The organism is Streptomyces sp. NPDC046881, from assembly GCF_040645015.1.
GTDB lineage: Bacteria > Actinomycetota > Actinomycetes > Streptomycetales > Streptomycetaceae > Streptomyces.
On sequence record NZ_JBEYXJ010000106.1, the window covers coordinates 1 to 20,438 of the forward strand.

A 20,438-nucleotide genomic window follows, 5' to 3' on the forward strand; every position below is an offset into this window, starting at 1 on the left:
GCGGAGCCGGTGCGGGTGAAATGGGAACATCTTCCGGTTTTCCGAACCAGTACTGGCATTCCCTCAAACCCAGGTCGTTGCGCCGCCCGCTGTCGTAGCGGGCGGCGGCGGGGAACCTGACTGCCGTCGGCGTCGGCCCTGCGCTGCGGCTGCAGCGCGCCGCCGCGTGGCATGTCGGCCCTGGGCAGTGTGCTGGTCATCCTTTCCGTCCGTTCGGGTGGGTCGGGGCCGGTTCCCGGGCGAGTCGCGTGTGCGAGTCGCTACGAAGATCACGCACTCTTCGTGATCTTCCGAGAGGGCCCCCGCCCGTGCGCATGCCTCGTACCGCCGCCACGGCTGCCGCGCTCGCCGCCCTCCTCGTCCCCGCGACCGCGCACGCCGCCCCGGCCGCCGCGCCCGGCGAACCCGTCACCCTGCCAGTGAAGGAGGATCCGGTCGGTCACCGGCTTGAACGGATCCAGCTTGGAACGGCGAGGCGCGTACGTGCCCGAGGTTGCGGCCACGCCGAACTCAGCGCCTTCTGAACAGTCCGCACATTCACCTTGCCACCGCAACCCCGCGAGTGACACGACTTCTCACGAACAACTTCCCAGATAACCAGCCGGTGACATCCACCCAGACGGACAACTGACAACCCACAAACACCGTCAGAGCCATCTTTGCGAAAACCATTGGTGCCCGGCTTGCTCCGCTGATGGACTGACGTCCTACCGTGAGTCTGCCGCGTGACGGAGGTAGTGGCTGTGACAGGCTATGACGTGCTTGCCGAGGTGTACGAATGGCTCATCTCGGATGCAAAGTTGCCTCCAGCCGAGTTCGCTGCGTCGTTCGACGATGTCCTCAATCTCCTGCCGTCGAACGCTCACGTCCTCGACTGTTCGTGCGGAACCGGACAGTTGGCGGTTGGCCTTGCCGGTCGTGGCATGCAGGTTGTCGCAACTGACGCCAGCGAGGCGATGGTTCGTCGGACTGAAGAGTTGTCTGAGGAGTTCGGGGCGTCCGTCCGGGCCGTACGGGCGAACTGGGAAGAGTTGCCCGACCATTTCCAGGACAACACGTTCGACATGGTGTTCTGCGTCGGCAACTCGCTTCACCATGCCGCGGGCGCGACAGGCAGGGGTGCTGCTCTGGAGTCGATGTCACGGCTTCTGCGCCCCGGCGGGCGCTTGGTACTCACATCCCGCACTTGGGAACTCGTGAGGGCCAGAGGTTCCCGGCTGGAGATCAGTGACCGACTCGTCCGCCGGAACGGTCGCGATGCCGTCGTGGTCTACCGCTGGGAGATTGCGCCGCATTGGGAGGAGGAGCATCACATCGAGATTGCGATCGCGCAAGTTGATGCGACCGGGTTGGTTCTTGTCCGCTCGGAACTGCTGTCCTGCTGGCCCTACCGGTACGAGGAACTCGAAGTCGAGCTGCACCGGGTCGGACTCCAGACGGAACTGAGCACGTTCGATCTTGAGGCCGAGAACTACATGGTGGTCGCGAGCAAGGTATAAACACTGGACTCTCAGTCCCCGGCCGGACCGCGCGGTTGCTCGCAGGACGCTTGCGCCCTCTCATCGGTGCGGGTTCAAGTGGTCAACGCAACGCCTCGGACGAGGAGTGCTCGTCGATCAGACGGCGGTAGATTCGGGGTGACGGTGTGGCGCTGTTTCCTGGTCGCGTCCAGATCAATGAGCAGGATCTCGTCGATCAGCAGCGTGAACGGATCCAGCTTCGACGGCCGCGCCGAAGCGGTTTTCGTGGGTGGCTGCGGCCAAGCCGCGGTCAGGGCCTTGTTGACCGTGCTCCAGGTGACGCCGTACTTGCACTGCAACGGCCGGTTCGACATGCCATCGCGGGAGTCGCGCCGCAGCGCGGCGTACAACTCGACCTTCGACTGGCCAGGCGGCATCGGGGGTGCTCCTGTACTGAGCACATCCAGCTTGACACCGCAACCCCGATGGTGACGTCAGAATTCGGTTCTGGCTCAACTTCTGTGACCCGACCACTCTGAGTGACAGCTGGCCCTCTTCGAGATGTACGCGAAGTCGCCCGGAAATGGTCCGTGGACAAGGCCGTTGGGTCGACAGTTCGGGGCCGTGGAAGAGGTCGTGCTCCGTCTGAAGACGTTGTTGTTCCCGTCAATCGCGGACGTCGCGGTGCTGTCGGTGGACGTGAACATCGAGATAGTGCGTGTTGATGCGCAATGCGTCGCGGACGGCGCCGTGTGCCCGGTTTGCGGAGTTTGATCGAACCGGGTTCATGGGTTCCTACCTGCGGTTTCCCGCTGATGTGCCGAGCGGTGGTCGAAGCGTTGTTCTCCAGCTGAGGGTCCGTCGGTTCACCTGCGGGAACTCGGGCTGCGCACGCCGTACCTTTGTTGAGCAGATACCCGGCCTGACACGCCGGTATAGTCAGCGGACCGAGCGGTTGCGCTCCACCCTGGCCGCAGTGGGTCTGGCCCTCGCGGGCCGGGCCGGGGCGCGCATTGCCCGCGTTCTTGGGGTGTCCGTCAGTCGCAGCACGGTGCTCCGGCTGGTGGATGCTCTTCCCGAGCCCGAGTTCCCCGCCCCGCGGGTGGTCGGCGTCGACGAGTACGCCACCCGCAAAGGCCGCCACTACGGCACCGTCCTCGTCGACATCGAGACCCGCCGCCCCATCGACCTGCTGGCCGGACCGGAAGCGTCCAGCCTGGCGGCCTGGCTCGTCAACCGGGCGGGCATTGAGGTCATCTGCCGAGACCGGGCATCGTTCTCCGCCGAAGGCGCCGCCACGGGTGCCCCGCAGGCCATCCAGGTCGCGGACCGGTGGCACCTCTGGCACAACCTGAGCGAGGCCGCTGAGCGGGCAGTCGCCCAGCATCGCCGTTGCCTTCGGGTCCTTGTTCCTGCAGACCCCGAACCCGCGCTTGAGTCTGCCCCGGAAGGAGAACCGTCCGGTTCACCATGGCCGACCGGGCACCGGTTCGCCGACCGCACCAGGTCCCGGCACGCCGCCGTCCACGCACTCCTGGAGGCAGGACATAGCCGGCGTTCGGTCCAGCGGCAACTCGGGACGGCCTGGCACACCGTCAAATGGTTAGCCGACGCCGCGAAGCCAGAGGACCTGTTCACCGGCCAGTGGCAGAACCGGCCGTCGGTTCTCGATGACTACAAGCCCTACCTGGACGACCGCTGGAACGCGGGCTTCACCAACGCGTGGAAGCTGTGGGAGGAGATCGTGCCGCTCGGCTACAAGGGCTACCAGCGCGTCCGTGCCTACCTGCAGAAGAAGCGCACCTCACCACGGCCGGTGATCGCCCCGCCGCCGTCGCCCCGAACGGCCTCGGGATGGATCCTCAGCCGCCCGGAAACCCTCACCGAGCCCGAACAGCTCCAGCTCAAGGCCGTCCGCACCCAGTGTCCCGAGTTCGGCGCCCCTACCCGCCACGTCCGTTCCTTCGCGACCATGCTCACCGATCGCCAGGGCGAGCGTCTCCCGGAGTGGCTCGACGCTGTCCGACAGGACGACCTGACCAGCCTCCACACCTTCGCCGCCGGTATCGACCGCGACCTCGACGCCGTCATCGCCGGATTGACCCTGCCCTGGAGCTCGGGCGCGGTCGAAGGGCACGTCAACCGGATCAAGATGCTCAAGCGCCAGCTGTTCGGCCGTGCGGGCTTCAACCTCCTGCGCAAGAGAGTGCTGCTGGCGTGACGGATGCGTGACATGCAAAGCCGGATTCAGCGGGGCCTACTCAGGACGCCGTTCGCGCGTCACGCGTGCGGCCACCCCGTGAGCCGCCTCTTACTCCCGCTGGTTCGGCCACAGAGGCCTCGGGTGCTCCGGCGGCACCTGTTGTCGGGACCGTCCGACCCTGTCACAACCGGGTCGTGCCACGCCAACCTAAAAACCACATCGCACGCACTCCGCCGCCCCCGTGAGTGACTGATTGTTACCGGACGTCAGAAGTTGAGCCAGAGCCCCTGGAGATGAACAAAGCCACCGGGCGCGCCTGTGGCCGCTAACCACTATTTCGGGGTGAGTTGAGATAAGGGGCGTGATGCCGTGCACCCTCTCGGTGTCGGCATTCCCGCCTCGCCGGCGGAACCGTACGCGCCCGTTGGCAGGACACGCTGGACTCGGGTCCGCTGCCGCTGCCGTCGCCGCCGTGGTCGCTGGATCGGTGGCGACGAGCACGACGAAGCGCCGCCCGTCCGCCTCGACGGAGGCGGCGCAGGTCCACGGGGACGCCATCGCGCAGCCCCCGGGTACGCGAACACTTGGTTCTTCCACAGCGCGGCCCCGGCAGTCCGTCCCGCCCCGTCCTCCAGCGGGAACCTGTAGGCGTGCGAGTTGATGTCCGCGTACGCCCCCAGCAGTTCGTCGTCGTCCACGCGTACGAAGGTCAGCTCGCGGGTTCGGGTGCCGGCAGCAGATCTACACGCGGTCCTGGAAGACGCAGTTCCACCCGTACGTGCCCGCGACACTGCCGTCGGCGCGCACCGCCTCCAGCGTGTAGAAGTACGTGCCACCGCGCGCAGCCTTGGTGTCGGTGTAGTCGCGCGTCTGAGCAGGGAGCAGTCCGGTGTGCAGCGGCTGGTAGGTCCGCGTGGCCGTGTCCCACCTGCTGATCCGGTAGCCCGCGACGGTGTCGCACTCGGCGGCCTTGTCACACTGCCAATTGATGGACGGCCCGTCCTCGTCCGGTCCGCCGATCACGGTGCCGTGGCCCAGGGCCCCGAGGTTCCAGTCCTGCGTCACCGTCACCGAGGGCCGCACATCCAGCTCGGTAGCCTCGACGACCGCGGCCTTCGGGTCGCTCGGGGGCAGCGCGTTGTTCCAGCGGTCCCTGGCGACGACCGCGTACACGTGCGTCTGTCCGTCGGGCAGGTCGCCGCACAGGACCGCGAGCGGATCGCTCGTGCCCTCCCCACAGCCGTAACCGAGCCACTCGACCGTGCCGTCGGCCTGCCGGGTGCCGATCCAAGCCAGGTAGCGGTCGACGTCTTCCTCGGCCGACGCCGACCAGCTCAGCAACACGCCGTCGGCACGTGGGGTGGCCTTCAGGCCGGTGACCGGGGCGGGCGCGACGCGATCGCCGGTGCGGACGACGACCGGGGCGGAGAGCGCCGACTCGTTCCCGGCCGGGTCCACCGCCGCGACCGCGTACGTCACGAACGCGCCCGCCGGCATGTCGACGTCGTGGCAGAGGCCACCGGTGGAGGTCTCGTCGCTCTCGTCGCGATCGCAGGTCACGCGCGTGAGCGCGGCCGGGTCGAGGGTCTTTCCGGGCGAGCGGTAGACGTGGTAGCTCCCGCCGTTGGAGAAGTCCTCGTCGAAGCCGTCGGGCTGCTTCCAGTACACGTCGGTGTAGCCGACCTCGGCGATGGAACCGAGTGAGGTCGGGGGTTTGGGCGGGGTCCGGTCGACGCCGTCACCGGTGACGGTGGCGTACGCCGAGGGGTTGTCAAGCGCGTCGAGGGCGCGGACGCGGTAATACCGGGTGGTGTTCACGGGCGCGTAAGTGCGGTACGACGTCGCGGCCGTGGTGCCCAGCAGTTCGAACGGGCCGGTGGCCGAGGGCGCGGCGTACACCTCGTAGGTCTTGGCGTCGGTGTTCCCGTGCCAGGCCAGGTTGGTCCACCAGGCGTCACCGACCGCCGTGAGATCGGTCGGCGCCGCCGGTCCGGTGCGGTCCACGGTGACGGCGGTGACGTCGGCGCTGCCGGTGGACTCGTGGCCCGCCTTGTCGACGGCGCGGACCTCGTACAGGAAGGTCTGGCCGGTGGCGGGCGGCGCGTCGACGAAGGAGGGGGAGGTGAGCGGTGACGAGCCGCTGACCTTGGCCCACTGGGTGGTGCTCAGCCGGCGGTACACGCGGTAACCGGCGAGGTCCATCTCCTTGTTCGCGGTCCAGCGCAGCGTGGTCTTGGTGGTGTCCCGGCTGTATGCCGCCGTGAGGCCGGTGGGAGCGAGCGGCTTGACCTTGTCCACGGTGGCGTCGGTGCGCGGGGTGTACGTGAACCGGACCTCGGCGCGGCCGGTCCAGGCGACGTAGTCCACGCGGAGGGTGTGCTTGCCGGCCGGAACGGTCAGGTCGACGGTCTTGCCGACGGTGGTGGAGACGTTCTTCCACAGGTCGATCTTCCGCACCCCGTCCACGTAGACGCGTATGCCGTCCTGTGTGCTGCCGGAGAGCCGGAAGGGGCCGCCGGAGCCGAAGTCCCGGGTGACGGACCAGCGGACGGAGAAGTTGTCCTTGGGCAGCGTGACACCGCTCGGGTCGCCGTACCCGTAGTCCTCGGAGACGGCGGAGTCGCAGGCGGTCAGCTTCGGTGTACCGCTGAAGGTGGTGTTGCCGAAGTACTGGGCCTTCCAGAGGGGAGAGGAGCAGGTGACGGCCGCGGACGCCGGGGCGGCGGTGATCAGGCCGCCGGCGGCTGTGAGGGCGGCCGTCGCGGCCACCGCGGTCAGTCGGGTACGAGTCATCACAGGGAGCGCGGGCCTTCCAGAGCGACGTCCAACGGGTGACCCCAGCAGTCACCGGTCACCGGTGACGCTTGTGGTGCCTGTGTGACTCCTGTGGGGCGATCTTGGTTGCCCCCGGTCACGCGCTTTTTCTAGTTTCGGTTAGCGGCAGCGAGCGTGCGTCCGTGCGCTCGCTGCGGCGCGGCGGGCGGCCGGCACTGCGGGCACGCCGCGACTCCGTGGGCGAGCGCCCGTAGCGCCTCATCCCGTGGCGTCGCCGTGACCGCTCCACAGAGCTGTCCAGCCATCTCACAGCCGACGTGACATCCACTGGTTCCTCGAGCTCGGCCTCAATCGAGGTAGCGCGCCGATGTACGTGCACACCGGTGGATGCTGGAACGTCCCGAAGCGGAGCCGGGGCGTGCGCTCGACTCCAATGAGCCGGCGTGGGAAAGGCTGCGCCATGCAGCGGACCGCGTCGCGGATCGAATACTCGAAGACGGGCGTAAGGCGGTGGAGCAAGGTCAGCCATGGTCGCTAACCCTCGGCGGTGTGCACGTGCAGCTCGCTCCGTGACAGTCACGCGATGCTGTCGGGTGGAGCCTTAATGGCTCAGCCAAGCGCTTCCGCCGGAGCCCCGCTCGTCTACCCGAGGAATGTGATGTGCATCAGATCTCTCCTTGTCGGAATGACGGCGCCAGCCCGCGGCGCTGTTCTTCACTGAAAGTCACCCCATATTCACATCAAGTAGATCACTGTGCACATTGAGTGACGCCTGGTGTTGACGCACGGGGTCACCTCCCGGTCCGCGCTTCGGCGTGGGCGCCTCTGAGGGCGGGCAGGGATGGTTCGAGCCGGGTGAGGGCCGGGCATGACGGGCGATGTGGTCGTCGTGGGCCCGGCGTCAGGTGAGGGCGTTGCGGAGGTAGACGGGCAGTGCCTGGCGGACGGCCGGGTCTGCTTCCCCGTCGGGGTCGGTGAGTTGGTCGGCGGTGATGACGACGTCGGTGGCGTGGTCGGTGCGGACGACGACGCGGAACGTTTCGCCCCGGCTGTCCCGGCCGGCGAGGTAGGCGGCCAGGGCGGCCCGGCCCAGCTCGGCGGGGTCCGCACGGGTGGTCGCTCGGCCGAGGTCTTTGCAGATCCATACGTCGCTGAACCGTTCGTGCATCAGGATCTCCCACCGCACGCAAGCGGGCATGTCGTCGCGTAACACAACCGCGATCATGCCCCCATCAGCCGGCCTCCCGTACCGCTACCTGCGAGTACTGGCCAGAAAGCGCGCCTCGCCCACCCGGACGAGCGGCTGGCACCAGCCCAGCTCTCGCCCGCGCGCCCGGATCGGGGGCGTCAAAACGGCTACCTCGCGCGGCCCTTGCGTTCTACCGTTGCCAGGCATGAGCACGCTCCAGGGCGCCTGTCTTCTGCCCGCGGTTCCACGCGATCGAGCAGGCCCGCGGTGAGCACACCTACCGGCAGCTGCCCGTACCCGCACCGGCCCGACCGATATGATGCCGCTGTCGACCCGCGCAAAGCTCCTGATGAGTATCGGGAGCGTTTCCGCTCTGTTCACCTCGCTCCTCGTGATCGCCCGGGCCGTCAGCATCCTGCACTGACCGGCCGCGTGGCTCAGGTCTCCTCCTCACGGCGGCGGCGGGGACGGTACGGCTCGGCAGCCTCGGCCATTGCCTGGGCTCCGACCACGTGGTGCTCGTGGGGTCGCCGCGCTGTCAGCCGCTCTGGTGCGGTGGGGGTAGGACTGCCGATGAGGAACGCGTGGGAGCGGCGCCCTGGCAGCAGCTTGCACACCGGGACCCCGGCCATGAGCAGGGTGGTGGCCGCGAACCCGGTGGCGGGGTGTCGAAGCCGGTACAGCGCCGGCAAGCGAGTGCGGACGCCCCACCGACTCCCAGGGCACTGCCAGTGGCACGCCTGGGTACACCGATCTTCAGTCTTTCCTCAGCTTGTTCACCTGTTCGGACATCGGCGCGGCGGCGGCACCGTCCCGCGGGGTGGTCCGGGGCCGGACTGGTCTTCTCATGTCGCGCACCAGCGTTCCTCTCGGCGTCTGGCCAGGTCCCAGTAGCTGGTCCCGTCCCTCCCGATGGCCGTCGACAGCACCACCTGACCCGACCCCGGCGGCAGCATCCCGGCGACCGCACACTGACACCCTGGCTGGAGGCGTACACCCGCGCGCGGGAACAGCACGGGCCCACCTAAACCAGCATGCCCACCGCGAGGATCGCGTCGGCCCGCTTCGTGGTTCGCGTCGGCCCGCTTCGTGGTCTGGGCAGGCATGCCGCACGACCAGGAGTGGTGACCGTCTTCCTCCGGTCACGCAGGTGCCGGCAGCCTCGCGTCGAGGAGCTGCTCCGCCAGCTGGAGCATGTGGTCGCCCGGGGTTTCGGTCGCCATCGCGGCCGCGAGGACTTGGGCACCATCGAGGATCACCAGGAGCTTGCCGGCGGTGTCGTCAGGGTTCGCGTCGCCTGCTTCGCGGAGCTGTTCGCTCAGCCAGGTCTGCACCTCTGTCTTATGGGCAACGGCCGCGGCGTGGGCGGGATGGTCCTCGTCGGGGAACTCGCTGGTGACGTTCAGGGTGGCGCAGCCGCGGTAGCCGGGCGTCGCCATGTCCTGCCGGGTGAGGGCGAACAGGGCTTCTATGCGGGCGCGGGGGCCGGGTGCTGCTGCCGTCGCCTCGCGCAGGCGCCGCCACCAGTCCTCGTTACGGGTGACGAGGTAGGCGGTGACCAACTCGTCCTTGGTGGCGAACTGGCGGTACAGCGTCGCGTTGGCGACGCCTGCCGTGCCGATCACCAGGTCCATTCCGACGGCGCGTACGCCACGGGAGTAGAACAGGTCGCCGGCCACGTCCAGGATGTGCCGTCGCGTCTCCTCGGCAGATCGTCGCACCTGGAGCCTCCTGTTCGTCCGGCTGGGGGGAAGGAACCGATCCATTATGAGACGGATCGTTCTCCTCATCAAGCGGTTGACAAGAGAGAACGTTCCGTCTCATCCTGAGGAAGAACGATCCGTCTCATCGGATGGATCTGAGGGCGCCACCGGTTGACGGGCGCCGCGCTTACTCAAGGGATCTCACTCATGCACATCGACTTCACCGGCCGTACCGCCCTGGTCACCGGTTCCACGCTGGGCATCGGCCTGGCCACCGCGGAAGCCTTCGCCCGAGCGGGGGCCCGCACCGTCCTCAACGGACGCGACGAGGCCCGGCTCAAGTCGGCTGCCGACGGAATCCGCGCCCGGGTGCCCGGCGCAGACGTCGTCACCGTCGCCGCCGACGTATCCACCGCCGAGGGCGCACGGGCCCTACTGGAGGCGGTGCCCGAGGTCGACGTCCTGGTCAACAACACCGGGGTCTTCGCCTCCACCCCGGTCCTGGAGATCCAGGACGAGGAATGGCGTCGTTTCTTCGAGGTCAACGTCCTTAGCGGCGTCCGGCTCGCGCGCCAGTACATGCCCGGGATGATGGAGCGCGGGATCGGCCGCATCGTGTTCGTCTCCAGCGAGACGGCCATCGACACACCGCTCGACATGGTCCATTACGGCATGACCAAGACCGCCCTGCTGGCGGTGGCCAGCGGTCTGGCCAAGGCCGCCGCCGGCACCGGCGTCACCGTCAACTCCGTGCTGCCGGGCCCCACTCATACGGAAGGCATCGAGGAGTACATCACCGCCCTCATCCCCGAGGCCGAGACGTTCGACGCCGCGCAGCGCGAGTTCATCGCCCGGTTCCGGCCGACATCACTGATCCAGCGGCTCATCCGGCCGTCCGAAGTGGCCGATCTGATCGTGTTCACCAGTTCCGACCGCGCGTCGGCGACCACCGGCGCGGCGCTGAAGGTCGAAGGAGGCACGCTCACCTCCCTCACGCCGTGACGCAGGCCACGCCGCCGCATCCGGTCAGAGTCCGCCCCATCGGGCTGCCGCGTCAGTGAGCCGTAAGTCCGGTCGGTGCGCTCCTTCAGCCGGCGCAGCAACGCCGCGAACTGCCCGGCATCGTCCCCGGTCGGCACAGCTCTCCCGCCCTTCCCCCGTACGCCCGTGTCCCCGTATCCCCGGTGGCCCCTATCCGTGCACGTCAGCAGGACCGGGATGGTTCCACCGGCGTCGGAAGGGCGTCCGGCGCCGTAGCTCGGAGGTCCTTCACTTCAGCGTCCGTTCCAGCGCGGCGGGCGCTCTGGACGGCCGGCCGCGGTTGCGGTGATCGCCGCACTTCGCCTGGACGACGCAACGTTGGAACCATCCCAGCCGTACGGACGTGCAGGAGTGCAGGTAGGGAAGCGCCTGGGAGGCCCTCCCGGACCGGGACATGACGGCACAGGCCTACGGACGGATGCGGGTACGGACCACATGGATGCGATGCGCGACGACGTGTCGGAGTTGGCGTTACTGCTGACGCGCCTGAAGGAGCGCACGGACCGCAGCTACGCGGCGCTGGCCCGCCGTCTGGACATGAATGCCTCCACGCTGCACCGCTACTGCGTGGGAGAGGCGGTGCCCCTGGACTTCACCGGAATCGAGCGGTTCGCCGCACTCTGCGGAGCCTCCCCCGAGGAACGCGTGGAGTTGCACCGCCAGTGGATCCTGGCAGTCGAGGCACGGAAACGGTCACGCCCGTCCGATACCCGGCGCGCGCCGGCGGGCCACGACACCACGAGCACCGCGGCGCCGACCGCATCCGCGAGCCACGGCAGGCCGGCGGATGAGGCAGCCGAGCCGAATGCGCCGGCCGACCGGGGCTCGGAGTCGACCTCTTCGGCCGGCCCGCGGCCCGAGCCCACCTCGCCGGCCGACCGACGGCCCCGCGTCGGGCGCCCGCGACGACGGCCCGTGCGTTCGACCGCACTGGCGGCCGCGCTCGTCCTCGCGCTCGCCGGCCTCACCACATCCATCGCCGGCCACCCGTCCGGCGGCGGTGAGCCGTCGGCCTCCGTCCGCGCCACACCGAAGCCCACGGTGCCGGCCGCGCCCAGCGGCGGCAGCCCGCAGTCCGCTGCCGGCCTGCCTTCCGGTGGCGTCGAGTCGTCGGCCCCCGCCCACGCCACACCGAAGCCCTCGGCGCCGGCCGCACCCAGCAGCGGCAGTCCGCGCAAGCACCGGGCGAGCGCCGGCACGGTCCCACCGGCGACCCCGCTCACCTGGACGGCCGACTCCCATATCTGGCGACTCGAATGCGACCACGACTACGTCATCGCCAAGCCACCGCAGCAGGTCCCGCCACCGCCGACGCCGCAGGACGCCGCGGTGTGGGCGGCGTCGCAGGGGGCGGTGCACGGGCGCACCACCAATCTGCGGATCTCGGTGCAGGGACAGGGCTCCGCCGCCGTCGTCCTGGAGGCACTGCATGTGCGCATGGTCAACCGCACCACCCCCGCCGCCCGCCGGGGCACCGCCTACTCGATGTACGAAGGCTGCGGCGCCGTCCTCATCCCCCGCCACTTCTCCGTCGACCTCGACGCGCGCCGGCCCCTGGCCCGTTCGGTGCCCGGCAACGAGCCGGACAGACCGGCCCCCGCGATCGACTTCCCCTACCGGGTGTCCCAGCGGGAGCCGGAGGTCCTGCTGGTCTCCGCACGCACCGAGTCCTGCACCTGCGACTGGTACCTGGAACTCGACTGGTCCTCGCAGGGCCGGACCGGCACGCTGCGCATCGACGACCACGGCCGCCCGTTCCGCACCACCAGCGTCGAAGGACTACCGCGCTACTGGTACCGCAACCCCTCCGGCTGGGTCCCCATGACCACCGCCTACGACGACGAGGAGACCGGCGACTGACGAGCAGCAGGCCCGGCCGCTGCGGTGCGGATCGCTCACTCAGAACGCCGTCCCGCCAGCGAGCAGCTCGGCCGGCCCGCTGGGCTCCTCACCCAGCCCTGTCCGCCACCCGGCGGGCGCGCTCACGCACGCCTGCCGGCCGTGCCGGCGGATTCAGCACGTGGAACTGCTGGAGATTCTGATTCCGTTGACGACGTAGGAATCGGTGAACACGGTCTGGTGGTTCGGCGCGAGGCAGATCGAGCCCCCGCTCTGGAGCCGCAGATACACCACGTCGTCGTTCCGGGTGTTCAGGACTGCGTAGTGCGGCCGGGGGGTGACCGCCTGATAGGCGCTGGTGACGTCCCGGTACTTCGAGATGGGGCGGCCCGCGAGCAGGGCGTCGTCGTCCACGTAGAAGCAGACGTAGGGGTACGGGCAGCCCTGGGTGGGGCCTTCCGCGCGGGCTGCGGACGCACCGGTCAGAGACATTGCCACGACGGTCATGCCGACCGCCGCGAAGCTTGCGGCCTTCCGGACGATGGACTTCATTGAAACTCCAAGGATTGGACAGATGGTTCGACGCACCCGCGAGTGACGCGAAGCGCCACCTGGGGGAGTACGGCCGGACGAACGTGTGTGCTGTCACAAACTCCTCACGCGCCGGCGGTGCTTGAGGGTGTTCGGTGTTCACGCCCGGGCCCGGCCGTCACGGCTCTGCTGTTCGTCGCGGATGCTCCTGCTGACCACACGGACGTCCGGCCGGTGCTCGGCAGGTCGTGTGAGCGTCCGGGGCAGCCGCTGGGAAGCGGTCCCGACCGATCGAGGCCCTCACTTCGACATGATGAAGTCCAGAGCGAAGCCGGAAGAGGTCGTCCAATAGGTCACACGCTGACCGTCGTCCGCGTACAACGTCTCGACGGGCATGGGGACATCGATCGGCCCGCCCGCGCTGCTGCCGGGCTTGCGACCCTGGAGGCCGAGGGTGATGCTCTTCGCCGGGTACTCGTCCATGGCGCCGCCGCTGACGAGCAGAGCGGCATACGCCTCCGCACCCGGAGCGAGGGTGACGGGCACCCCCGGGTTCGGGTCGCTCTCCTTGATCACGGGGACCGTGGTCCGGGCATCGGCACCGAGCCGCACGAGGGGGTAGCGGTAGAGGTTGCACGCCCTGTCCCCGGCGTTCTGGACGGTGATGAGGAGGTGCCGGGCGTCCCTGCTGTCCGCGGGCTCCTTCACGGCGGACACCCCGAGGACCTCCTCGGAGCAGCCGGCGACGGTGCCCTTGTCATCACTGCCGCCCGAGCGGTGCGTCACCGCGCCCTCGGCCTTCCCGCCGATCGCCCCCGACCCGGCGGCGGAGGCCTGTGTCGACAGACCACACCCAAGAGCCAGGACGAGACCCGCGGCCACGGCCGCACGGCGGCCGGCAAGGGACTTCACGTTCATATGCGTGTTCCTTCTCTGCTCGATACGAGGTCGCACACGCCCGCAGCCGCGGCACTGTGGTGAGCGCCCGCGCTTGCATCCCGGATGTCCGCAGACCTGCGTGTCCCCTGGGACGGGTGAGCTGGGGTGCCGTGGCGCTGCCGGACGGCCGGCCGCTTCAGCCGGTGCGACAGCCATAGAGTCGGACGCCTCGTGGGCCTGGGACAACAGCCGCCGGCCAACCTGCATCGATGGGACGGTCCCACCCCCGGCGACCTGCGGAAACACGTGACCCTGGGATGCCTGGTCGGGATGGGAACGCCTGAGGCCGGGCGGTCGGACACCCAGTGGACACACCCCGCGCCCGCCGTCTCACCCGGCAACGGTGCAGTCGGTCCCGTTCCCGACGGCTCTCCGGGGCCTTGCCGGGCCCTTCGAACGCACGGCTCTGCGCGAGGCAGACGTCCGTGCCTGTGCGCCACTGTGCGTCGACGGCGTCCACGCAGCTGGACACTCATCCGGCCAACACGGAGGAACCGTCCCGGGTCAACTCGCTGTCATCGAAGTCTTGGTGTGCGTCGGCCCACGGAACCACTGCGCGGCACGATCCTTGCGATCCCGTCCCCGCTGAACCCCGGGGCTCAACCAACCAGCTCCACATGCCGCCTGCTTCCACCCTCCCCCCACCGAACCCAGAAGGCCCTCACCTGTTCAAGCACCCAGCGAGCCGCTTGACGCCGGTTACCTCGCTCTCATGACGGGCGTTGTCCTGGTTGGCCAGGGGGTGATCCCCGGCTGTGACGCAGCTCCTGTCGTCCCCGGGGGAGGCCGCCGTACCGTTGTCCGCACCTCCCCGCCCGGGCGCGCAGTGCCCGCGACCGGATCACCCACACCGGAACACCCAGGACAGGCGGGCATACGCACAGGACGGTCCACCATGCCCACCGCGCTCTCGCCCGTCATCGCCGCCTCCGCACGCTGGCTGCTGGCGGCCTTCCCCCCGGCCACCGGCCCGCTGAACCAGGCCCTGGCCGAAGCCCAGGCAGGCCATGCGGCCACCATCGCCGCCGCCCTGCGCTACCCCACCGCGCTGGACGCAGAACTGCTGGACCTGCTCGGCCCCGGCGGCTCCGGCCGGCTGGACTTCGTCACCGGCGCCGACGCACCCCCGTTGACGGACGCCACCCACGCCTGGCGCACCCAGGTCGACGAGACCGTCGTCAGCTGGGCGGCCTGCCTGCTGGCCGACGCCGACCTCGCCGCCCTGGCCGCCGCCTGCCTGGCCGCCACCCACCACGGCCCCGACAGCGTGGGCGACGCGCGCCGGCTGACCATCCCCAGCCCGCGCGACCACCGCGCGGCCCCCCTGCTGCGCCACCCGGACTTCCTCGGCCCGATCGCGGACCTCCACCGCGAGACCCTCCTCGGCCTCCTCGGCGCCGCCCCGGCCGTCACCGCCCCCGAACCCGGGTGACCACCGAGCCCGTACGACCACAGGCAGCCGGCCACCGTCGGGCCGCCGCGGCCCGTCGCGCTCAGGGCGCCTTGAACAGAGCCGGGAAACGCGGAGCGAACCAGGGCTTGCGCCCCCCGACCAGGATGCGGCCCTGAGCGAGGGGACCCCACTGGCCCCGGCGCCCGAGCGCCATCAGGAGAAACGTGACCGGCTCGATGCGTGTGAGGTCCACAGGCCCGGGCAGCAGCGCATGCCGCGCCCCTCACCCCAGGCCGGTCGAGACGACAGCGGCGTAACCGCCTGGCAGAGCAGGCGGGTTGGCATGCGGTGGGTCAGCGAGGCTTCCCGAGAGACGGTAGGCCGCCAGGGACAGTCCGCACACTGCTACCCACCCGTACGACGCGCGCCGGTTGCCTGGTGGCCGGCTTCTCTGACGCGGCTTGGTCGGACTCGGCCTTCCTGGCGGCCGCCTGGCGCGCCATGAGTTCGAGTGCCTTCTCCCGCTGCGCCATGACCGCTTTGTGTCGCGCCATGGCCTCGGAGGCAGATTCGCCCGTCGTCGGTTTGGTCATGATCCCCCCCAGAGAATGCGCACCTCACCGTGCTCGCCATAGTCGACGCAAAAGCCCTGTCATGCCATGGGAAAGCCCCAACAGAGCCCGAGCTGTCATCCGGCGCAAGCCGAGGGCTTCGACCCCGGTCGGTCCGGCCCGGGGCTGCCTGTACGTCCCCGGGGGGTGTCTTTCGAAGCCCTCCGGGCGGGCTTGGGCCGCTGCTAGTCTGCCGATATGGCCAGAGAGATTCAGGTACCGGTTGACGATGCGGCGTACGACGCCCTCGTTGAGGAGGCCGAGCGGATCGGCGTCACGGTGCCGGAACTGGCCGGACGGGTCCTCGAGCACGATGTCGCCCGGCGCAGGTTCGTGTCGGCCGTGGGCGGCTTCGTCACCGCGTGGGGGCCGGCCTTCGACGAGGCGTTCGGCACGACCGGTGCCGGCGGTGCCGCCGCGTGATTGTGCACGTCGACCGCGCCTGGCTCCTGGAGGCCGCGCAGCAGTACCTGCGGGCGGATCCGGACGTGACCGACTGGGGAGCTCTCGCGGCTGCCGTCGCCCGGCACGCCGACGAGGTCATGGGAACCCCCGTGTACCCGGAGGCGCACCACCGGGCCGCCGCGCTCCTTCACCTCCTCGTGCGGGTTCCGGCGCTGGAGGTGCGCAACGAGCTGTTCGGCGCGGCCGTCGCCGCGGCGTACCTGACCGCATCGGGCCTGACGGTCACCGTCGAGGCCAAGGAGGCCGTCGCCCTCGCCTCCCGGGTCCGTGACGGGCTCGGCGTGCGCGACCTGGCCGCCGAGATCCGAAGGGACTGGATCGCCTGACCCCTCAGAACGGGAGCTGACGCCGTGGCCAGGCCCTTCCCCGAGATCTCCCCGCGCGGCTGGAAGAGCCTGGGCATTGTGGGCGGGGGAGCCGACCGGCGTCATCACCCGCTGCGCGTACACGCCCAGCACCCGGGCCATCTCCGCCGGCTCCAACTGCGCGGCATGACCCCACGCGCGACCGTCCAGGGCGTGCCAGGACGGGATGCACAGCTGCACGCACCGCCGGCGGCTGCCCTGCGCGGGACGGTAGATCCGCGCCCACGGCCCCAGCCCCCGCCGGGTCAGCTGCCAGTCGGCCCGCTCAAGCTGCTTGATGACCTTGTGCCCCTCCGCCAGCCGTCCGGCGAGCCGCTCCTCGTGCGACAGCACGGCGGGCAGGCCGTAGCGTTCGCACGCGGCCTCGGTGAGGACCAGCGGGGGGTCGGCGTCCTTACCCGAGCCGTGCAGCTTCTCCGCCCCGAGCTGCGCCTCGGTAAGCGTCCACTCGATGAGGGCGGGGCGGTCAGGGACTTGGCGGGCACGTCCAGGATGAGACCGCCGACGCCGTAGCCAGTCACGTTCCGGTCGGCGTCGGCGTCGAGGACGAGCAGCGGGCCGTGCGTGTACACGCCGCCGGGCGCGGGCGTGGTGGCTGGGGCGGCCTTCGTCGCACCCGCACGGCGCGAGTTTTGCGATACCCGCTCGGCACGCGGACGCGCCCCGGCGGCCGGTGCCCGAACGGCCGCCGCTGGGGGAGTGGAGGCGGCAGACTCCTCGGCGGCCTCGGCCCCGGTCGCGTCCGGTGCGCCGCTCGCCGACACGCTCGGCGGGCTCACCCTCGGCGTCGACGGCGCCGCTGCCGTTGCTGCGGGTGCCGCAGCGGGCTGCGGCACCGCGGTGTCCTCCTGCTCGGCACCGGTGCCCTCCGGGGCGGGGTAGAGCGTGGCGAGCTGTTCCAGCAGGCGTGCGTACGCCTCCCGCTCCGGCGGCCTCGGCTCGCCGGCCGGGCCGACAGGAAGTGGGCTCGAACCACGGCGGCACGTCACTGTCCGGGCGGCGTGCCGCTTCTTCGCTGGCCCGCGTACGTGCTGACAGCGGTCCAGGCCGTCGCCGGTGCTGCTACTTCTCGAGCGTGATGTCCGCGAAGCTGATGGCGAAGGCGTCGGGGTCGTCGTCTTCGTCCAGGTGGTAGCTGACGCTGGCCCAGGCGTCGGTGAGGCGGATACGGCGGGCGGCGGTATCGGCGGGGTCTCCGGCGACGAGGACGACGTCCTGGTGGGTGTCGGTGTTCTCGACGGCTTCGATCCAGGCGGTGGTGGCCGGGTTGCGGACGTCGCCGCGGGTGAGGATCACGCTGCCGTACAGGGGTACCGGGGCGTTGGGATTGGAGGTCAGGAAGGTTTCGATGTCGAGCGGGGTCTCGACGAGGGTGAGTTTGGTGACGGATTCGAGTGCCTCGGTCTGGTTGTCGCCGAGGTCGAGGTGGAAGTGGGTCATGTCCTGGGCTCCTGGCGTCTGGGCGGGTCAGTTCAGCTCGGGCGAGGTACGGACCGGCATCCTGACCTTGAAGACCTTGCCGTCGTCCAGGAAGAAGATGACGCGGGCGTTGTCGCCTGGCGTGATCAGATGAGTGGGCTTCTCGAACGTGATGAAGTAGCCGCCCGGCTCCATCGTGAGTCTTCCCTCAGCGGGGATGGTGAGGGTGCTGAAGTCCACTTTCTCCAGCTTCCGGCTCTCGCTGTCGATCACGTTCCGGTACACCGTGATCCTCTGGTAGTCCGGGCTCTTGATCTTGGTGATGGTGAAGCGCTGCTGAGCGGAGTTCTTGAGCGTGATGTAGCCCGCGGCCGGCAGAGCGTTGGGCAGCCAGCGGACCCAGCAGGACTTGTCCACAGTCGTGATGTCGGTAGTGACCGGCGTCTTCATACGAGGCGCTTTCCTTCCCGGGGCGTCCCTCGCCCCTTCGTCGGTCAGCACACGAGGTGACCGGGGCACGGTGCAAGCGACGGGCGGGGTAGGTCATCCGATCCAGTGGCAAGATCGGCTACACGCCGCATGCGAGCAGTTCCCCCGGCGAAGCCTTCACCGTGCACGGTGCAAGTCGGCGCCCCGACGGCGCTGTCAGGGGTCGGCCACCCGGCGCACTCGCCGTGACCGGAACCTCAGTGCAATACCCCCGGGTGGTTTACCCGGCGCGCCCGTCCGGCGGCCATTTGCCCTCACCTATCTTCATTCTGTAGTCGGATGGCTACGGTGAGTGAATGGAGATCGCGGATGCGTTCGACGTCCATGGGCAGACTGGCAGCCCTCGCATCGACGGCCCTGCCGACCCGTCCGGAGGGCACCACGCGGCACTCCGTATCCCGTCTGCGACCAAGAGCACTGGCCGTGGGGCTCGCACTGGCGGTGTCCGCGCTCGTGCCCTCGTACCCCGCTGGTGCGGCTGATGAGTACCAGTGGGCCGCGCTGGGTGACTCGTACACCGCCGGCGGCTTCGTCGGGGACCCGCTGCCCCCGCTCGGCGATGCGTCGCGGGACGGCTGTGACCGCACCAGCGACGCCTACCCCGGCGTGGTCGAGCGGGAACTCGACGAGTTCCCGCCGGGCAAGTACGTCCACCTGACCAACGTCAGCTGCGGCAACGCCACCATCACCGACATCGCCAACACCAAGCAGACGCCGATCAGCCCGGTCCAGCCCCCTGCCGCAGGCTGGCCCGCAGTCGACCCGCAGATCCAGCGAGCGAAGCTCAACGACAAGACCGATGTCGTCACCATCGGCGTCGGCGGCAACAGCCTGCCCTTCGGCGGCATGCTCCTCAAGTGCCTCGAACTGGGCGCTACGCTCGGCAAGTCCTGCCGCGAGTACTACACCAGTCCCCCCGAAGGGGAGGAGAGCATCCAGCACAAGCTCGCCAGGGTCCAGGACGAGTACGTCGAAATGCTGGCCAAGGTGCACCAGGCCGCACCCAACGCGAAGGTGATCGCCGTCGGCTATCCGGCCGTCCTGCCCGAGGAGAGCAGTGACTGCAACCGCGCGTCCCTCACCGAGCTGAGCTCGATCAAGCACGCCGACATCGACTGGCTCCGTGACCACGTCCTCAAGCCGCTGAACAGCACGATCCAGCAGGTCACCTCGTTCTTCGGCGACCGCTACGTCGACGTCTACTCCTCCAGCGTGGGCCACGACGCCTGCCAGAGCGCGGACACCAAGTGGGTCGAGGGCATCTGCGGCGACGCCGCGGACTACTGGCCCTCCAAGATCCCCGGCACCCTGCTGAACTGCGGTCTCATCGGCAAGCGTGTCACCCTGGTCCACCCCAACGCCGAAGGCCACGCCAACACCGCCGCCCACGTCGAACGAGCCATCCGCATCGCCCTCCTCAACCACTGACCAACAGACCGAACCCGGCGCCAGAGCCACGGCCTCCGACGCTCGACTTCGGCTGACCGACGACAGCGGGGCCGGGCAGGATCATCCTGCCCGGCCCCGCAGTTCGTTCCGGCTGCTCACCGGCTGAGGCGGATCCGTGGCCCCCACGCGAACTCGAGGTCGTCCAGGAAGACGTCCTCCATCTCCTCTCCCACTGGGCGCGCAGATTGAACGGGGCGGTCTCCGTCCCACACCTCGACGGTGAGAGAGGCAGTGTGGGTATGGCCGGCGCTGGTGATGTCCAGGCGTCCGGGATGGGTGCTCAGGAAGGCGCCGAAGTTGAATTCGTCCGGGAAATCCAGATCGAGGAAGGCGTCGTCGGATTCCTGCAGTGCGAACGCGTGGTAGCCCACAAAGACATCAACATGCTGCTCACGGACAAGCTGCGGCACGAGGCGCCCCCCAGGGTTGTAGACGACTGGCCATCGCCTGCGATCATATGGCGGCGCCGCTGGCCGGAATGCGGCACTGCGCGAACTGGGCGGCGCCCGGTCCTCGATCGGCCGAATGGTACCGACGCGGGCCGCGCGACGAGGCTCCGCCCCCGTC

Annotated in this window: 21 protein-coding genes and 3 pseudogenes; 10 read left to right on the top strand and 14 right to left on the bottom strand. The window is 69.5% G+C overall.

The annotated features are described in order from the left end of the window. Positions 1 to 200, bottom strand: a 200-nt coding sequence (locus tag ABZ923_RS33475; protein WP_361479469.1) for a hypothetical protein, incomplete at its 3' end; no start/stop codon positions are given. 543 nt (positions 201 to 743) lie between these two features. Between ABZ923_RS33475 and ABZ923_RS33480 the strand changes: the two genes are divergently transcribed. Further along, entirely contained in the window at positions 744 to 1,499 is a 756-nt protein-coding gene (locus tag ABZ923_RS33480; RefSeq protein ID WP_361479472.1) for a class I SAM-dependent methyltransferase, read from the top strand. 74 nt (positions 1,500 to 1,573) lie between these two features. On the opposite strand, the gene ABZ923_RS33485 is transcribed toward ABZ923_RS33480, so the two are convergent. Beyond that, the gene (locus ABZ923_RS33485) at positions 1,574 to 1,897 is read right to left on the bottom strand and encodes a hypothetical protein (RefSeq protein ID WP_361479475.1); all 324 of its coding nucleotides are present in this window, start codon (positions 1,895 to 1,897) and stop codon (positions 1,574 to 1,576) included. 187 nt (positions 1,898 to 2,084) lie between these two features. On the opposite strand from ABZ923_RS33485, the gene ABZ923_RS33490 reads away from it, so the two are divergent. Together ABZ923_RS33490 and ABZ923_RS33495 are read left to right on the top strand one after the other, a co-directional pair. Further along, positions 2,085 to 2,234 (top strand): hypothetical protein, encoded by a 150-nt coding sequence (locus ABZ923_RS33490; protein ID WP_361479478.1) that lies wholly within the window; start codon positions 2,085 to 2,087, stop codon positions 2,232 to 2,234. Between the two features lie 13 nt (positions 2,235 to 2,247). Further along, the gene (locus ABZ923_RS33495) at positions 2,248 to 3,681 is read left to right on the top strand and encodes an ISL3 family transposase (RefSeq protein WP_361479481.1); all 1,434 of its coding nucleotides are present in this window, start codon (positions 2,248 to 2,250) and stop codon (positions 3,679 to 3,681) included. 462 nt (positions 3,682 to 4,143) lie between these two features. Here ABZ923_RS33495 and ABZ923_RS33500 read toward each other — a convergent pair. The 3 genes and pseudogenes from ABZ923_RS33500 to ABZ923_RS33510 form a co-directional block, all read right to left on the bottom strand. After that, positions 4,144 to 4,405: pseudogene (locus ABZ923_RS33500) on the bottom strand (GNAT family N-acetyltransferase); the annotation flags it as partial. Continuing rightward, positions 4,405 to 6,456: a PA14 domain-containing protein gene (locus ABZ923_RS33505; RefSeq protein WP_361479484.1), complete on the bottom strand. Its 2,052-nt coding sequence runs from the start codon at positions 6,454 to 6,456 to the stop codon at positions 4,405 to 4,407. The pseudogene ABZ923_RS33500 and the gene ABZ923_RS33505, both read right to left, overlap by 1 nt. Positions 6,457 to 6,587: 131 nt before the next feature. Beyond that, positions 6,588 to 6,743, bottom strand: coding sequence for a hypothetical protein (locus tag ABZ923_RS33510; RefSeq protein ID WP_361479487.1), 156 nt, complete (start codon positions 6,741 to 6,743; stop codon positions 6,588 to 6,590). Between the two features lie 17 nt (positions 6,744 to 6,760). On the opposite strand from ABZ923_RS33510, the gene ABZ923_RS33515 reads away from it, so the two are divergent. Then, complete coding sequence (locus tag ABZ923_RS33515; RefSeq protein WP_361479547.1) at positions 6,761 to 6,976, top strand: DUF6233 domain-containing protein; 216 nt, start codon at positions 6,761 to 6,763, stop codon at positions 6,974 to 6,976. A 363-nt stretch (positions 6,977 to 7,339) separates the two neighbouring features. Here the strand turns inward: ABZ923_RS33515 and ABZ923_RS33520 are convergent, their stop codons facing one another. Together ABZ923_RS33520 and ABZ923_RS33525 are read right to left on the bottom strand one after the other, a co-directional pair. Further along, positions 7,340 to 7,663 carry a hypothetical protein gene (locus ABZ923_RS33520; protein ID WP_361479489.1) on the bottom strand — a complete coding sequence of 108 codons (324 nt, stop codon included), beginning with the start codon at positions 7,661 to 7,663 and terminating at the stop codon, positions 7,340 to 7,342. A 1,106-nt stretch (positions 7,664 to 8,769) separates the two neighbouring features. Then, positions 8,770 to 9,348 (bottom strand): TetR/AcrR family transcriptional regulator, encoded by a 579-nt coding sequence (locus ABZ923_RS33525; RefSeq protein WP_361479491.1) that lies wholly within the window; start codon positions 9,346 to 9,348, stop codon positions 8,770 to 8,772. Positions 9,349 to 9,537: 189 nt separating this feature from the next. Here ABZ923_RS33525 and ABZ923_RS33530 point away from each other — a divergent pair, with 189 nt between their 5' ends. After that, positions 9,538 to 10,332 (top strand): SDR family oxidoreductase, encoded by a 795-nt coding sequence (locus ABZ923_RS33530; protein ID WP_361479493.1) that lies wholly within the window; start codon positions 9,538 to 9,540, stop codon positions 10,330 to 10,332. Between the two features lie 483 nt (positions 10,333 to 10,815). After that, positions 10,816 to 12,231, top strand: coding sequence for a helix-turn-helix domain-containing protein (locus ABZ923_RS33535; RefSeq protein WP_361479496.1), 1,416 nt, complete (start codon positions 10,816 to 10,818; stop codon positions 12,229 to 12,231). Between the two features lie 153 nt (positions 12,232 to 12,384). Here the strand turns inward: ABZ923_RS33535 and ABZ923_RS33540 are convergent, their stop codons facing one another. After that, positions 12,385 to 12,702, bottom strand: coding sequence for a hypothetical protein (locus tag ABZ923_RS33540; protein ID WP_361479498.1), 318 nt, complete (start codon positions 12,700 to 12,702; stop codon positions 12,385 to 12,387). Between the two features lie 339 nt (positions 12,703 to 13,041). Beyond that, entirely contained in the window at positions 13,042 to 13,659 is a 618-nt protein-coding gene (locus ABZ923_RS33545) for a DUF4232 domain-containing protein (RefSeq protein ID WP_361479501.1), read from the bottom strand. Between the two features lie 916 nt (positions 13,660 to 14,575). Here ABZ923_RS33545 and ABZ923_RS33550 point away from each other — a divergent pair. Next, on the top strand, positions 14,576 to 15,112 hold the full coding sequence (locus ABZ923_RS33550; RefSeq protein WP_020937384.1) for a hypothetical protein: 537 nt from the start codon (positions 14,576 to 14,578) through the stop codon (positions 15,110 to 15,112). 61 nt (positions 15,113 to 15,173) lie between these two features. Here the strand turns inward: ABZ923_RS33550 and ABZ923_RS33555 are convergent. Next, positions 15,174 to 15,311: pseudogene (locus tag ABZ923_RS33555) on the bottom strand (sterol-binding protein); the annotation flags it as partial. 571 nt (positions 15,312 to 15,882) lie between these two features. Between ABZ923_RS33555 and ABZ923_RS33560 the strand changes: the two are divergent. Then, complete coding sequence (locus ABZ923_RS33560; protein WP_361479504.1) at positions 15,883 to 16,107, top strand: hypothetical protein; 225 nt, start codon at positions 15,883 to 15,885, stop codon at positions 16,105 to 16,107. After that, positions 16,104 to 16,475, top strand: a complete 372-nt coding sequence (locus ABZ923_RS33565) for a fic family toxin-antitoxin system, toxin component (RefSeq protein WP_361479507.1) — start codon at positions 16,104 to 16,106, stop codon at positions 16,473 to 16,475. Before ABZ923_RS33560 ends, ABZ923_RS33565 begins: the two co-directional genes overlap by 4 nt. 81 nt (positions 16,476 to 16,556) lie before the next feature. Here the strand turns inward: ABZ923_RS33565 and ABZ923_RS33570 are convergent. The 3 genes and pseudogenes from ABZ923_RS33570 to ABZ923_RS33580 all read right to left on the bottom strand — a co-directional run. Further along, positions 16,557 to 17,455, bottom strand: a pseudogene (locus ABZ923_RS33570) (transcriptional regulator); the annotation flags it as partial. Between the two features lie 121 nt (positions 17,456 to 17,576). After that, positions 17,577 to 17,954, bottom strand: a complete 378-nt coding sequence (locus tag ABZ923_RS33575) for a hypothetical protein (RefSeq protein ID WP_361479510.1) — start codon at positions 17,952 to 17,954, stop codon at positions 17,577 to 17,579. A gap of 27 nt (positions 17,955 to 17,981) precedes the next feature. After that, on the bottom strand, positions 17,982 to 18,383 hold the full coding sequence (locus tag ABZ923_RS33580; protein WP_361479513.1) for a copper chaperone PCu(A)C: 402 nt from the start codon (positions 18,381 to 18,383) through the stop codon (positions 17,982 to 17,984). Between the two features lie 462 nt (positions 18,384 to 18,845). On the opposite strand from ABZ923_RS33580, the gene ABZ923_RS33585 reads away from it, so the two are divergent. Beyond that, positions 18,846 to 19,850, top strand: coding sequence for an SGNH/GDSL hydrolase family protein (locus ABZ923_RS33585; RefSeq protein ID WP_361479516.1), 1,005 nt, complete (start codon positions 18,846 to 18,848; stop codon positions 19,848 to 19,850). Between the two features lie 116 nt (positions 19,851 to 19,966). On the opposite strand, the gene ABZ923_RS33590 is transcribed toward ABZ923_RS33585, so the two are convergent. Beyond that, positions 19,967 to 20,281 carry a hypothetical protein gene (locus ABZ923_RS33590; protein ID WP_361479518.1) on the bottom strand — a complete coding sequence of 105 codons (315 nt, stop codon included), beginning with the start codon at positions 20,279 to 20,281 and terminating at the stop codon, positions 19,967 to 19,969. Between the last annotated feature and the right edge of the window lie 157 nt (positions 20,282 to 20,438).

Coding starts and splice junctions, on each gene's coding strand:
- ABZ923_RS33535 (WP_361479496.1), top strand. CDS start 10,816: ATGCGCGACGACGTGTCGGAGTTGGCGTTACTGCTGACGCGCCTGAAG.
- ABZ923_RS33495 (WP_361479481.1), top strand. CDS start 2,248: ATGGGTTCCTACCTGCGGTTTCCCGCTGATGTGCCGAGCGGTGGTCGA.
- ABZ923_RS33485 (WP_361479475.1), bottom strand. CDS start 1,897: ATGCCGCCTGGCCAGTCGAAGGTCGAGTTGTACGCCGCGCTGCGGCGC.
- ABZ923_RS33580 (WP_361479513.1), bottom strand. CDS start 18,383: ATGAAGACGCCGGTCACTACCGACATCACGACTGTGGACAAGTCCTGC.
- ABZ923_RS33505 (WP_361479484.1), bottom strand. CDS start 6,456: ATGACTCGTACCCGACTGACCGCGGTGGCCGCGACGGCCGCCCTCACA.
- ABZ923_RS33530 (WP_361479493.1), top strand. CDS start 9,538: ATGCACATCGACTTCACCGGCCGTACCGCCCTGGTCACCGGTTCCACG.
- ABZ923_RS33520 (WP_361479489.1), bottom strand. CDS start 7,663: ATGATCGCGGTTGTGTTACGCGACGACATGCCCGCTTGCGTGCGGTGG.
- ABZ923_RS33550 (WP_020937384.1), top strand. CDS start 14,576: ATGCCCACCGCGCTCTCGCCCGTCATCGCCGCCTCCGCACGCTGGCTG.
- ABZ923_RS33545 (WP_361479501.1), bottom strand. CDS start 13,659: ATGAACGTGAAGTCCCTTGCCGGCCGCCGTGCGGCCGTGGCCGCGGGT.
- ABZ923_RS33575 (WP_361479510.1), bottom strand. CDS start 17,954: ATGACCCACTTCCACCTCGACCTCGGCGACAACCAGACCGAGGCACTC.
- ABZ923_RS33560 (WP_361479504.1), top strand. CDS start 15,883: ATGGCCAGAGAGATTCAGGTACCGGTTGACGATGCGGCGTACGACGCC.
- ABZ923_RS33540 (WP_361479498.1), bottom strand. CDS start 12,702: ATGTCTCTGACCGGTGCGTCCGCAGCCCGCGCGGAAGGCCCCACCCAG.
- ABZ923_RS33510 (WP_361479487.1), bottom strand. CDS start 6,743: ATGGCTGGACAGCTCTGTGGAGCGGTCACGGCGACGCCACGGGATGAG.